Genomic DNA, 12,288 nt, shown 5'->3' with positions numbered 1-12,288 from the left:
GATAGGGTTAGGACGCTACACACTAGGTGCATTGTCTCAATTGCCCTTCTTATAGCCTCCTAATCCTCTCTAAGATGGCCGATGACAGGAAATCGTTCGAGTACATCCTCATCATGGGGTGCATCGCCGATTTCTTTCGTAAGATCCATACCCGCATAATGTTCAAATTGATGTTCGCCGTCTTCCCACAATGTGCTCTTAGAAACATCATATACTTTCCCCTTAACAGCGATGTAGGCTGGCCTGCCGTCTTTCCCATCAAATTGTCTCAATTCTTCTCTCGTGAAGATCTTCATAGTTTTTTCTATGGAGTCCTAGATTCATAAAATTATTGCGAGAATATTTCGATAAGCTGCATTATTGTGAAATAAAAAATGAAAGAAGCGGAGCGAAATTCCAAAGATTTTAATGAGGATATGCATGAAAGTCGCAGAGGGAGATTTAACATAGGCCCCTCTTAAATCCCAAAAAACCATTATCGTAATGGCAAGTTTGGGGCAAGCACTTCTATTAGAAGCATGATTTTAAATGAAGTGGCAGCAGGTTTTATTGAAATTATAATAAATAGATTGTAAACAAAGGAATTCTGAGGGAGATAAATAAGCGATAAAAATTTCACTAGATGTCAATATTAAACGCTATTCTGACAAAGTAGCCAACAAGAAAAGAAAAGAGTGCAACTCCAAGGCTCAACCCCGCCATCTCAAGAAATCGGCTTTTGAATGGCAAGTCCTTTGCGATGGATATATAGTATGTAAATGCGACAATTACAAGAATTGAGACAGCAATTGTCAACAGTAAAGCCCAAAAGACATTATCGATCATGAAGAATGGGATTATTAATGCAATTACTGTGAAAATGTATGCGGCTGTTGTGTAACCCGATGCTTTCTTAGGATTTTTATTTCCCGTCTCCGCCCTTGTAGAAAGATATTCAGAAACACCCATCGATAGTGCTGCTGAAATACCTGTTATCAATCCAGCCATCGCTATTAAATTAGCGCTTTGAAATGCAAAAGTAAATCCCGCTAGACTACCAGTAAGTTCAACAAGTGCATCATTTAGCCCAAGGATTATCGAACCAGTATATTTCAAACGCTCTTCATTTATCAATGAAAGAAGTAGATTTTCATGCCGATCTTCATCATCGACCATCTTCTTGATCTCTTCGATTGATACTGATAGCTTGTTATACATTTCCTCCGCCTTGGTCTCATTTTTTTCCATTAGTTTTAGAGTAAATGTGAGACCAAGAAAATTTGCGAGGATAAGATAGCCAAAGATTATGAGTCTTCTTGGGGGAACATCCTTTCTGGTTAAACTTCTCAAAATGCCATAGTGTTGTTTTTCATCTCTTGAAAGACGCTGAAGTATTTCAGAATTTTCTTCCATTTTTGATTTTCTTCTCAGCAATTCATATACATAATGTTCAGTAATCTCGTTCCTCTGCGCATTTACAAGCATCTGATGTATTGAGCGTTGGTGCAGACTTTTGTTGATCATCTTATTGGTGCAGATTTAGATTGACCATTTCATATACATTTCTATTATTAATTCAAGCGTTAGAATTAAATGTCACCCGCGTTCATCGCTATTACGTTCTTTGGCAGAATTTTCCTTCAGGATCTTTTTCAATCTTATTTTAATGGATTGAGCGTGTCCTTCTAAACCCTCTGATAGGGCGAGCTCTTCGACAATAGGAGCAAGAACTTTGAGACCGTCTATTGAAAGTTTCTGAACAAAAGATATTTTGCAGAAATCCAGGACGCTAAGACCCGAATAAACTTTCGCATAACCAGCAGTTGGCAGCACATGGTTCGGTCCAGTTGCGTAATCTCCACATGCGACAGGCGTGTACGGTCCGGTGAAAATGGATCCAGCATTTCTTACACCGTCCGCAATTTTCAAAGGCTCTCTCGTCTGAATTGACAAATGCTCAGGTGCGACCTTATCTATTATAGATATAGCTTCGGACACACTTCTTGCTCGTACGAGACCAAAATTTTGCATGGATCTAAGCAAAATATCTCGTCTCACTGATGATTGCATCATTTGCGAAATCGCTTTAAGAACCATTTCTGAAATTTCATCGTTCATCGATATGAGCATGCACATTGCATGAGCATCGTGTTCAGCCTGAGCGAGTAAATCCGCTGCAACAAATTCTGGATCCGCACTTTCATCTGCGACAATTACGAGGTCGCTTGGACCTGCGGGAAAGTCAATTCTAATGCGATCCGCGAGATGATGTTTTGCAGCAGCCACATACAGATTTCCTGGTCCGACGATTTTTCTTACTCCCTTGATGCTTTCGGTTCCAAATGCCATTGCCGCAATAGCTTGAGCGCCGCCGATTGAATAAACTTCCTCAGCTCCTGCGATTTCGATTGCTGCCAACGTGGTATTGTTGATGGGCGGTGGCGTACAGCAGCAGATCTCATTTACACCTGCAACCCTTGCAGGAACAATACACATTAAAGCTGTTGATGGATAAGATGCTCTTCCACCAGGAATATAAACTCCCACACGATCGATTGGGGTGACGCGAATCCCCGCTGAGATTCCCTTATCGATCTCCTCAATCCAATTTAGTCTTTCCATCTGCATCATATGAAACCGTTCAATGCGCGTCTTTGCAATTTCTAATGCTTTTCTTAATGAATCTGGAATGTCATGAAGCGCTTTTCGCAGATTTTCTTTTTCGATTTTTAACGATGACAATTTAATTCCATCAAATTTTTCGGTCAACTCAATTAGAGCAGCATCACCCCTAATCCTCACTTTTTCAATAATATCACTTACTCCATCCATTACCTGGTCAAGATTTTGAGATCTTCTTTTCAGCCAGTCATCAAGACCTATAGGTCTAATTTCATAAGGCATATCAGGTTCATGTCAGTGGTTATTATTTTAATATTTTTCATCGAAAAAGACTTGATACTTGATGTTGAATACGAATCAACAACCAGACAAGCATGGTACCTATACAAAATGGCGCCCGGAAAATTACACTTCAATGGCATTTCAAACAATGATCATTAATTGCTAGAAAGTTTCGATGCTGCGTGGCTACGCTGGCGGTAATTCTCCTCATCATTCTAGTTTATTCTCGACTGTACTAAGATTTTCGATCTATCATTACCAATTTTCAATGGTTTTCTGATTTCTAAGAATAATCTTGAAAATCGGAATCTTGATCTTTCATCCGCAAAAAAACTTTATAGGGCGATTCTTTTAATGGCGCCGGAGGTTCTCGCATGGTAGCAAAAATCAATGCAGATGAATGCGTCGGATGCGGTGCATGCGCCGACGTATGCCCTCAAGAGTGCATAGAAGTCGAGGAGATCGCAGTTGTTGATGAGTCAAAGTGCCTGGATTGTGGTTCGTGTGCGGATGAATGTCCCAATAGTTGCATAACCATTGTGAAGAATTGATTGATTAAATATCTGCTTATAAAATCCGGCTCCTGATGAGTACTATGAATTGAAATAGTTATTGTAATAAATCATTCTTTGTTTTTTATTTAGTGCCTAGACAATAGATAGTTTATTTGTTGTGATCTATCTTCGTGTACTATTTGAATACCAAACTCATATCGGGTTGCGATGTCCGATGCAGACTTTCTTATCCTCGCAATCCTGGTTCTCGCCGCAGTTTTGCCTTCCGTGATTTTCTTATCGTGGTTTAGATCGACGGGCTACGGTAAAAAAGAGTCATGGATGCACCTTATAGTCCTATTTATATATGGGGCTATCATAGCGATTATCGTTGCGATCATAATTGAAGTTGTTGCAATTTCACTTCTACTTAATCCAATCTCGAGAGAATACGAAATTTTTACAAAATACCCATCTTTGCCATCTTTAATCCTGGTTGTGTTGATAGCTCCTATCTCCGAAGAATTTGCAAAAATGCTTGGGATTATGAGATTCTCCAAAAAAATTGAGCGCATGAGGAGCGGGCTTGTATTTGGGTCTGCTGTGGGTTTAGGCTTTGCAGCAACTGAGAATCTTCTTTATGAATCGATTGCCTTGTTTGAGGGCGGGATTGTTACATTCTTAATCGTTGCACTGATGCGTAGCTATTCATCAGCGCTTCTTCACGCCTGCGCATCGTCGATTGCAGGGTATGGCATCGCTCGGAGATCATTTAATAAATCCTCGGTCATGCCATTCTATCTACTTGCAGTTTCGGCTCACGGGTCTTTCAATCTTTTTTCCTCGCTCGGTGGCTTGTTTGAGGATAAGAATTCTTCTATACTTGCAAATGTCCTCGGGCTGATATTTTGTTTCATTCTCGTTATCATAATGACCAAGGTGATCAGATCAAGAATCAGGTCATAAGGAATTGAAATATCCTACGACCAATAAGGCTTCATTATATATTTGTAAGCGCTGTTGGCAGCGATTGCTGCTTCACCACAAGCCGTGACAATCTGCTTGTATTTGCCGCTATATGTTATAACGTCACCACATGCAAAAATTCCTTGCCTTGATGTACGCATGGCCGTATCAACCTTGATTAAATCGTTCTCGAGTTCAACTTTCCATCGTTTTATATCCTTTGGATCGGGAATGTACCCAATACTTATGACAACAACTTCTGTTTCAATTTCTCCCTTGTCTTTGCCATCAACTCCTTTAAGCACAACACTTCTGACTACATCATCTCCTCGTATCTCACTAATTTCCGCATTCATTATTGCTTTGATATTTGACTGTTTGACTCTTTCTACAATGAGTTCGTCCGCTCTGAATTCTGATCTTCGATGGACTATATAGGTTGTTTTCGCAACCTCAGATGCGATCAATGCCATCTCAAGAGCGCTATTTCCGCCACCAACAAATAAAACACGCCGATCAACGAGATCCTCTTTTTGGGGAATCTTATAGTAAACTCCTTTGTTTTCAAATCTCTCTTCCCCAGGGACATTCAGTTTTTTTGGCTTGAAAAGCCCAATTCCAGTTGCTATAATTACGGCTTTTCCTTCGTAGACATTCTTTTCAGTAATCACGCGGAATTTTGAATCATAATTTTCAATATCCAAAACCATCTCGTGCTCGTGCAATATGCATCCCATATTCAGAGCATGTGCAATTATTCTTTTCGCTAGCTTTTCGGCTTGGGTAAGAACACAACCTGGATAATTTTCTATACCCTTATCAGGATACAGCGAAACAAGCTGGCCACCAGCATCACCTGCCTCCAAAATTAGTGTATTCAATTTTCTTGAACGCGCGTAAATACCAGCTGTTAATCCTGCAGGTCCTGCACCTATGATGATAAGATCGTATGTCATCTTTGAATATGAAAGAGTTCATTTAAATAAGATTTTTCTTTCAATTTTCTCGCAACTTCTCATCAGGGCTCGCCTTGAGCCCGAGACAAGATATCCTTAGATATAACCATGCGAATTTATTGTCATATGCAACGCATGATCAATAATACCATGATTAGTGTGATCAAAGGAGACATAACTGAGGCAGAAACGGAAGCAATCGTAAATGCCGCAAACAACATGCTCTGGATGGGTGGAGGAGTTGCAGGTGCCATCAAAAGGAAAGGTGGCAGGGAAATAGAAAACGAAGCTGTATCAAAAGGACCGATTCCAGTCGGAGAGGCAGTGGTTACAGGTGCGGGACGTCTTAAGGCCAAATATGTTATACATGCAGCCGGCATGGGTCAAGATCTGAGAACAGATGCAGATAAGATAGCGTCTTGCACTCGGGCAAGTCTCAAGAGGGCTGATGAGCTAGGAATTCAAAGTATTTCTTTTCCAGCCATAGGTACCGGCGTAGGCGGATTTCCAGTAGACAAGGCCGCAGAAATAATGATTAGAACAGTTGTTGAGCATATTAAAGAAGGCACAGGTATTAAGTTCATACAATTTGTATTATTTGATCATCAGTCCGAAATTGTCTTTGAGAAAATACTAGCGGAAATTGGGAGGTAATCTTGTGCCGACCTTTAGGGGGTTCATATCTATTGATATTTCCGAAAACGAGAACATTAATCGTATATTAAAAGAGCTAAAAAGTGTTAATTCATCCTTGAAATTAGTCGATGCAAAAAACCTACATATAACATTAAAATTCTTGGGTAATACTGAAGAATCAGACGTTCCGAAAATAACGAAAATCATTGAAAAGGCGACAGATGGAATTAGTCCGTTCGAAGTTTCCCTAATAGGCATGGGTGCATTTCCGTCAGAAAGAAAAATACGAGTGATTTGGATCGGGATTAAGGATTCTTCGATAATTTCCATTATTGCAAACAGACTTGATGAGGAATTAATATCATTAGGCTACGAAAGGGAAAGAAGAGAATTCTCTCCCCACTTGACCCTTGCGAGAGCCAAAGAAATAATCTCATCTAATCAATTAAGGGAAATTATTGCTCAGCATCGTTATGAGGATTTTGGCAGAGAATCTATTCGTGCTGTGAGACTAAAGAAATCATTATTGAAACCTGAAGGCCCTACGTATATTACCATTGCTGAGCGCACGTTTGATCGACTTTAGAATTCTCACTGTGCAAGAATTGCGATGCTCATTACTAAATTCCTATGCTATGACTTGCCTATGACTTGCAAGGTAAATTAATCGTAATCGCACATGTGATATTCTTCCTTTTGAATCAATCCTTGGAATTACTATGAAATTGAGAGTAAAAAAGATTTCAAAAGACAAAAGAGGAGGAATCGAGGGGCTTCCACTACAATTGATTATAATGGTGGCAATTGCTGGCATAGGGATGACAGTGATTCTTGGTTGGATGTCGAATCTCGAAACTCCTAAGAGCATTGGGGCCGTCTATGCCTCACCTTCTGAAATTGTCTTAGCAGATGAAGACGGCAATGGTGTGTACGAGGGAAAGGGAATATCTCTTGCAATCACAGTTCTCGACCAAAACGGTGATCCTATTCCAGGAGCGACGATCGTCCTTGAAGGAGCTAGCATTGCCACGGAGGACGGAAGGACCCCACATATCATCACAGATCCCAGTGGTAAAGCGGTATTCAAAAATCTAACTTTGAGCCAGAAAGGAACAAAGGTCGCATTTGTATCCGCGACTATTGCAAAGAACGGGTACGGTACCGACACGAGCCTTGCAATTCCAGTCATATGTGAGTGATACAATATGATCTCTCTCAATAGATCTGGTCTCGAGGGACTTCCATTGAAACTACTTTTAATTTTTTCCCTTTTGGTAATTTCTATTCCCATTGTAATGAATAGTGCCATATATTTCGATAATCTAGTGACAGAAAATGACCTTCTCCGCCAAGCTTTTGAGATACGTAATTCAGCTCAGTCTGCTTATTTATCTGGTCTTGGTAATGTAAGAACCGTTGTAATAGAAATCCGAAGTACGACATTTGGTGAGCCTTGTGCGCTTGAGGTGGGGGGCGGAAGGAGCGACGGAGAAGCATATAAGATAAAGTGCTTTATCGGGGGTAATCATTGCGGAACTCTGTATATTGATAATCCTGCCATCCCCATTATAACAGATAGTGGCTATCCATTGAAGATTGAAAATGGAAAGACGATGATTCGTCTAGAATGTATCGAATTTGAGGGAGAGATTTTTGTAAAAATTGCGGTGGTAACTGATGATTGAATTCTTGTTTTCACGTTTGGCGATCATAACTTGCGGCATGCTCATTCTCGGTATTTCTCTCTCCGCCTTTAATGTGATTGATGAAAAAGCTGAAGAATCTAGACTCGAGAAATCACTCGAAGAAATTAAAAGCTGCATAAAGACAGTCGCATTGTATCCAGAGGTAGAGCAAATAATTGAAATGCGCTCCGTGCTCTTTGATCCAGAGTGCGCTCTGATTATTAAGAAGGATTACATCAAAATTACTTTAAGGCAAATCCAAATCGTATCTCGATTACATCAAGATATCAAATTATATGGAGATGGTGAGAATTATGGCAGCAGGAATCTCACAGAGGTCGAATGGATCGAGTTCAGATGCGAAGATATCATGCACCTTCGCAATGAAATTACTGACAATGGAACCGTCGTAATTGTTCAGATCGAGAAAAGATGAATAGCTTGCTGCAAAGTCTTGATAAGAATTTCACAGTCCTCAACAGTGTTATAAACATAAAATGATGCGCGAACGCATCCATCAATTTGACGATTGATGAAAAAGATATGCGAGCAGTGCATGCCAGATCTTACCATGACTCCTTTCATTTGATCCAAAATCATCGCAACATCATGAGGAGTGAGGCCCTTTACATTGAACGAAAAAATATTTCCCCGCAATTTGTAGTCCGCTGGACCGATAATATCAATCCTATCATTATTCTTGAGAATTTCCGTCACATGACGATTGAGCATCTGCACGTGACTGCAGATTTCATCCATCCCAATCCTTTCAAGATATTCGATTGCTGCTCCCGAGCCTATTATCCCTGAATAATTCAGTAAACCAGATTCAAGCTTCTCAGGAAGGGAAAGATAGTAAACTTCGCTTGCTGTTACTCTATCAATAGATCCGCCTCCAACCACAAGGGGATCTAAGTTTTCCAGCAATTCTTCTTTTCCGAAAAGAACACCGACACCAGCTGGACCAAGCATTTTGTGCATAGAAAAAGCATAAAAATCTGCATCAAGCTCGGTGATATTGAGAGGCATATGGGGGGCAGCCTGTGCTCCATCAAAAACCACGACGGCTCCATAGTCATGTGCGATTTCGGCGATTTCTTTCGCAGGGATGCTTGTCCCTGTAACATTATTAGCATGCGCAAAACTGACAACTTTCACCTTTCTAGACATTAGATTTTTGAAGACCTCGATGTCAAAAATTCCCTCTCTTGTCGTTGGAATGATCTTTCTTTTGATCCCGCGTTGCTGCTCAAGTTGCAGCCAGGGAATATAGTTACTGTTGTGCTCTATATCACTGATTAGCACTATATCTTCGTTTTTCAATTTTAGTCCCTTTGCCACTAAATTTAAGGCTTCTGTGCAATTTTTCGTGAAAATAATTTCATTAGGATGAGGACAGCCAATAAATTTTGCAATTCGCTCTCGCGATTCTTCCACTCTAATCGATACCTCCGTTGCAAAGTGGTGTACACTACGCCCGCTGCACGCTGGAAATCTGTAATAATATTCATTTGAGGCATTGATGACCTGTCTCGGCCGCAGAGTCTGGCATGCATTGTCGAGGTAAACGGGATCGTCGCTTCCTCCGGAAAATACCGGAAAGTCTCTTCTTATTTTATAAGCATCCATTTCTAAATCGGTAAGAAACTTTGTAATTATCTTAATTTCTATCTACATTGAACGGCTTTTGGAAACGTGGCGTTTTAATATTGCGAAATGGTATGACATACTGCAATGGTATCACTAGACGTTAAATTAGGCGCACTTTCTCTCGAAAATCCAACTATGTTGGCTTCGGGCATACTGGCAGAAAATGCTGGCATGATAAGACTTGCAGCTCTGTCTGGCGCTGGAGCGGTTGTAACTAAGTCGATAGGAATTCTGCCGCGGGAAGGATATCCTAATCCTACTTTGGTGGATTTAGGTTTTGGATACATTAACGCGATGGGATTACCAAACCCTGGCATTGACGAATTTGAGAAAGAGCTTGAAGATGCTTTTCCGAGTCGCGTACCCATTGTAGGTAGTATTTACGGAACAAATCCAGATGAATTCGCATTCTTGGGCACGAGAATGGAGGCAATGGGAGTGGCGGCGCTAGAGCTGAACTTAAGCTGCCCCCATGCAAAAGGATACGGCATGGAACTCGGCATTGATGCAGACGCTGTTTATAGTATCGTGAGGAAGGTCAAAAACTCGGTGAATATTCCCGTGTTTACAAAATTGACTCCCAATACTGATAGAATTACTGACATTGCAAAGACCGTGGAAAGAGCGGGCGGCGATGGTGTCGTCGCGATCAACACATTAAAAGCGATGGTAATCTCAATTGATTTTAAGAGACCTATTCTGGCGAATTTATACGGTGGTCTTTCTGGGAAAGCAATTAAACCGATTGGAATCCGATGCGTCTATGAACTTTATGAAAATATTCACATTCCGATTATAGGCGTTGGTGGTATAGAAAATTGGAAGGATGCAGTTGAATACATAATGGCGGGGGCCACTGCAATTCAGATAGGAAGTGCTGTAGGCAAGAAGGGATTAAATGTGTTCAGGCAGATAATAAATGGACTTCGGCGCTATATGAAAAGGGAAGGCTATACCACGATTTCAGAAATAACTGGTGTTGCACATGAGTTTTCATGAAATAGTAGTAATTGAAGAAGTACGAAAAGAGACGCAATTGATAACAACATTGAAATTCAAGTTCAAAAGACGCTGTCATCCAGGACAGTTCGTGATGGTATGGTTACCTGAATGCGATGAGATACCTATGTCACTTTCGTACATTGGAGAGCTTTGTGGAATAACCGTAAAAACTGTTGGATCAGCGACGAAAAAGCTTTCCTCTCTCGAAGTCGGAAGTCGAATTGCTGTAAGGGGGCCATATGGCAAAGGATTTTCTCCTATTAGAGGAAGATCCCTTTTTGTGGCGGGTGGGATTGGCGCTGCCTCACTTTTGCCAGCAGCGGAAGTTATGGATAAGGAGACTATTGATTTTGTAATGGGGGCAAAAACAAAAAGTGAATTGATTTTTATCGACAGAGCAAAAGAATGTGTTAGAAAGTTGGAAATCTCGACCGATGATGGAAGCTTTGGAATTCAAGGGACAGCAGTAGAAGCGGCTAAGGAATTAGTCCAAGGTGAGAAATATGACTGCATATACGGCTGTGGACCCGAAATGATGCTTTTTAAGTTGTATAAACTGAGCGAAGAATTAGGTATTGATTGCCAGTTGTCCCTGGAAAGGTATATGAAATGCGGAATTGGTCTGTGTGGCTCATGCGCAATAAATGGGTTGCAAGTATGTAAAGATGGACCAGTTTTTCATAAAAAAGATCTAAACATGCTTAAAGAATTCGGGCAGTTCAAGAGAGATTCGGCTGGAAAAAGGATTATTTTCTAATGTTGGTTATTTCTTTTTTGACTATTTCTAAGAACTCTTCATCTGATACTCGTCCCTTCATTTCTCCCAAGCGCTTTACATGCTGGAGTATTGCATGAACATGTTTTTCGTCCGTGCTTATACCCAACTCTTCCAGACGTTTTCTTATGTAATTCATTCCAGTATGTTTTCCCATAAGCAATCGCCGCATATTTCCGACGGTCTCGGGGGGGATACATTCATAGGTCATTGGACAACTGAGAATAGCGGCGACGTGTATTCCCGATTCATGAGCAAAGGCATTCTCGCCAACCAAAGGGTGATGGGGCGAAAGTGTGCAGCGAGAATACCTGGCAACAGTCTCAGAGAGCTTTTTTAGCTTAGTACAGTCTATACCCAAATCACATCCATATAGGTATTTCATTACGGTGACAAATTGCTCGAGTGGAACATTACCAGATCTCTCCCCAATCCCATTAACAGTCGTGGTAACAGCTGATGCCCCTGCTTTAACGGCTGCAATTGCATTTGCAAGCGCCAGACCGAAATCGTTGTGTAAATGGATGGAAATTGGTTTCTTGACCTTTTTTGCCACGACTGACACAACATGAGAGACCGCCTCCGGGGAAGCACAGCCGACCGTATCCGTTAGCCCGAGTCTTGATGCCCCGCAATTCTCTGCAATTTGCAGAAATTCCATCAAGAAATCAAGATCAGTTCTCATGCTATCTTCGGAGCTCATGCTTGCCATGACACCCCTTTCCTTGCAATAATCCAATGCTTCAGCGACTTTAGACAATACCTCTTCCCTGCTCATCTTCAACTTGTACTTTAAGTGAATATCAGACGTTGCTATGAACAGAAGAACGAGATCTACGCCTGCATCAACAGCATCGTCGATATCTTTCTTAACCAATCTAGATAGTGCTAAGATTTTTGCTTTTAAACCCATTGAAGATATTGCTTTTATCGTGTCTTTTTCAGACTCCGATACTGCTGGGAAGCCTGCTTCAATCTCAGGAACGTGGGCATCATCCAGGAGCGCTGCAATTTCAACCTTTTGATCTCTTGTAAATGCAACACCAGGCATTTGCTCTCCATCTCTAAGCGTTGAATCATAAATGATAATTTTGCCCATATCGTACCTGACATTATACGGACTTAAGGCTATGAGACCCGCATCTAGAGGCATGCCATTAGAATAATCTATGGAGGATAATTATTTTTTTAATGATATTTCGTCACATAAGTGTACTGAATGGCAAATTAGTATCCTTAAA

The 12,288-nt window shown here is 40.9% G+C and carries 15 protein-coding genes; 9 read left to right on the top strand and 6 right to left on the bottom strand.

Features of this window, described 5'->3' with window-relative positions:
• Window positions 1-59: 59 nt before the first annotated feature.
• From QW087_07005 to hisD, 3 genes are all read right to left on the bottom strand, one after another.
• A complete protein-coding gene (locus tag QW087_07005) occupies window positions 60-296 on the bottom strand; it encodes a cytochrome b5 domain-containing protein (GenBank protein ID MEM2944468.1) in 237 nt (78 codons plus the stop codon).
• Window positions 297-618: 322 nt separating this feature from the next.
• Window positions 619-1,464 carry a VIT1/CCC1 transporter family protein gene (locus tag QW087_07000; protein MEM2944467.1) on the bottom strand — a complete coding sequence of 282 codons (846 nt, stop codon included), beginning with the start codon at window positions 1,462-1,464 and terminating at the stop codon, window positions 619-621.
• Between the two features lie 111 nt (window positions 1,465-1,575).
• A complete protein-coding gene (gene hisD, locus QW087_06995; protein MEM2944466.1) occupies window positions 1,576-2,883 on the bottom strand; it encodes a histidinol dehydrogenase in 1,308 nt (435 codons plus the stop codon).
• Between the two features lie 374 nt (window positions 2,884-3,257).
• Here hisD and QW087_06990 point away from each other — a divergent pair, with 374 nt between their 5' ends.
• A complete protein-coding gene (locus QW087_06990) occupies window positions 3,258-3,434 on the top strand; it encodes a 4Fe-4S binding protein (GenBank protein MEM2944465.1) in 177 nt (58 codons plus the stop codon).
• A 171-nt stretch (window positions 3,435-3,605) separates the two neighbouring features.
• Window positions 3,606-4,343, top strand: a complete 738-nt coding sequence (locus QW087_06985; GenBank protein MEM2944464.1) for a PrsW family glutamic-type intramembrane protease — start codon at window positions 3,606-3,608, stop codon at window positions 4,341-4,343.
• 14 nt (window positions 4,344-4,357) lie between these two features.
• On the opposite strand, the gene QW087_06980 is transcribed toward QW087_06985, so the two are convergent.
• Window positions 4,358-5,299 (bottom strand): NAD(P)/FAD-dependent oxidoreductase, encoded by a 942-nt coding sequence (locus tag QW087_06980; GenBank protein MEM2944463.1) that lies wholly within the window; start codon window positions 5,297-5,299, stop codon window positions 4,358-4,360.
• Window positions 5,300-5,449: 150 nt separating this feature from the next.
• Here QW087_06980 and QW087_06975 point away from each other — a divergent pair, with 150 nt between their 5' ends.
• The 5 genes from QW087_06975 (at window position 5,450) to QW087_06955 (ending at window position 8,056) form a co-directional block, all read left to right on the top strand.
• On the top strand, window positions 5,450-5,953 hold the full coding sequence (locus QW087_06975) for a macro domain-containing protein (GenBank protein ID MEM2944462.1): 504 nt from the start codon (window positions 5,450-5,452) through the stop codon (window positions 5,951-5,953).
• 4 nt (window positions 5,954-5,957) lie between these two features.
• The gene (thpR, locus tag QW087_06970; protein ID MEM2944461.1) at window positions 5,958-6,521 is read left to right on the top strand and encodes an RNA 2',3'-cyclic phosphodiesterase; all 564 of its coding nucleotides are present in this window, start codon (window positions 5,958-5,960) and stop codon (window positions 6,519-6,521) included.
• 133 nt (window positions 6,522-6,654) lie between these two features.
• On the top strand, window positions 6,655-7,134 hold the full coding sequence (locus QW087_06965; protein MEM2944460.1) for a carboxypeptidase-like regulatory domain-containing protein: 480 nt from the start codon (window positions 6,655-6,657) through the stop codon (window positions 7,132-7,134).
• Between the two features lie 96 nt (window positions 7,135-7,230).
• On the top strand, window positions 7,231-7,620 hold the full coding sequence (locus QW087_06960) for a hypothetical protein (protein MEM2944459.1): 390 nt from the start codon (window positions 7,231-7,233) through the stop codon (window positions 7,618-7,620).
• Window positions 7,613-8,056 (top strand): hypothetical protein, encoded by a 444-nt coding sequence (locus QW087_06955; protein ID MEM2944458.1) that lies wholly within the window; start codon window positions 7,613-7,615, stop codon window positions 8,054-8,056. The genes QW087_06960 and QW087_06955 overlap by 8 nt, the downstream gene beginning before the upstream one ends.
• Here the strand turns inward: QW087_06955 and QW087_06950 are convergent.
• Window positions 8,038-9,249 (bottom strand): cysteine desulfurase, encoded by a 1,212-nt coding sequence (locus QW087_06950; GenBank protein MEM2944457.1) that lies wholly within the window; start codon window positions 9,247-9,249, stop codon window positions 8,038-8,040. The genes QW087_06955 and QW087_06950 overlap by 19 nt on opposite strands.
• Window positions 9,250-9,354: 105 nt before the next feature.
• On the opposite strand from QW087_06950, the gene QW087_06945 reads away from it, so the two are divergent.
• A complete protein-coding gene (locus QW087_06945) occupies window positions 9,355-10,269 on the top strand; it encodes a dihydroorotate dehydrogenase (protein MEM2944456.1) in 915 nt (304 codons plus the stop codon).
• The gene (locus QW087_06940; protein MEM2944455.1) at window positions 10,256-11,029 is read left to right on the top strand and encodes a dihydroorotate dehydrogenase electron transfer subunit; all 774 of its coding nucleotides are present in this window, start codon (window positions 10,256-10,258) and stop codon (window positions 11,027-11,029) included. Before QW087_06945 ends, QW087_06940 begins: the two co-directional genes overlap by 14 nt.
• Here QW087_06940 and aksA read toward each other — a convergent pair.
• Window positions 11,019-12,200 (bottom strand): homoaconitate hydratase, encoded by a 1,182-nt coding sequence (gene aksA / locus QW087_06935; GenBank protein MEM2944454.1) that lies wholly within the window; start codon window positions 12,198-12,200, stop codon window positions 11,019-11,021. The two genes, QW087_06940 and aksA, sit on opposite strands and share 11 nt — an antisense overlap.
• Window positions 12,201-12,288 lie beyond the last annotated feature (88 nt).

Source organism: Methanomassiliicoccales archaeon, from assembly GCA_038850735.1.
Lineage (GTDB): Archaea > Thermoplasmatota > Thermoplasmata > Methanomassiliicoccales > JACIVX01 > JACIVX01.
Note: the sequence above shows the minus strand (reverse complement) of the source record. Positions and strands in the feature narration are given on the sequence as shown.

Excerpts from the sequence above, each read along its gene's own strand:
- QW087_07005 (MEM2944468.1), bottom strand. The coding sequence starts at position 296 with ATGAAGATCTTCACGAGAGAAGAATTGAGACAATTTGATGGGAAAGAC.
- QW087_07000 (MEM2944467.1), bottom strand. The coding sequence starts at position 1,464 with ATGCTTGTAAATGCGCAGAGGAACGAGATTACTGAACATTATGTATAT.
- hisD (MEM2944466.1), bottom strand. The coding sequence starts at position 2,883 with ATGCCTTATGAAATTAGACCTATAGGTCTTGATGACTGGCTGAAAAGA.
- QW087_06990 (MEM2944465.1), top strand. The coding sequence starts at position 3,258 with ATGGTAGCAAAAATCAATGCAGATGAATGCGTCGGATGCGGTGCATGC.
- QW087_06985 (MEM2944464.1), top strand. The coding sequence starts at position 3,606 with ATGTCCGATGCAGACTTTCTTATCCTCGCAATCCTGGTTCTCGCCGCA.
- QW087_06980 (MEM2944463.1), bottom strand. The coding sequence starts at position 5,299 with ATGACATACGATCTTATCATCATAGGTGCAGGACCTGCAGGATTAACA.
- QW087_06975 (MEM2944462.1), top strand. The coding sequence starts at position 5,450 with ATGATTAGTGTGATCAAAGGAGACATAACTGAGGCAGAAACGGAAGCA.
- QW087_06965 (MEM2944460.1), top strand. The coding sequence starts at position 6,655 with ATGAAATTGAGAGTAAAAAAGATTTCAAAAGACAAAAGAGGAGGAATC.
- QW087_06960 (MEM2944459.1), top strand. The coding sequence starts at position 7,231 with ATGAATAGTGCCATATATTTCGATAATCTAGTGACAGAAAATGACCTT.
- QW087_06955 (MEM2944458.1), top strand. The coding sequence starts at position 7,613 with ATGATTGAATTCTTGTTTTCACGTTTGGCGATCATAACTTGCGGCATG.
- QW087_06950 (MEM2944457.1), bottom strand. The coding sequence starts at position 9,249 with ATGGATGCTTATAAAATAAGAAGAGACTTTCCGGTATTTTCCGGAGGA.
- QW087_06945 (MEM2944456.1), top strand. The coding sequence starts at position 9,355 with ATGGTATCACTAGACGTTAAATTAGGCGCACTTTCTCTCGAAAATCCA.
- QW087_06940 (MEM2944455.1), top strand. The coding sequence starts at position 10,256 with ATGAGTTTTCATGAAATAGTAGTAATTGAAGAAGTACGAAAAGAGACG.
- aksA (MEM2944454.1), bottom strand. The coding sequence starts at position 12,200 with ATGCCTCTAGATGCGGGTCTCATAGCCTTAAGTCCGTATAATGTCAGG.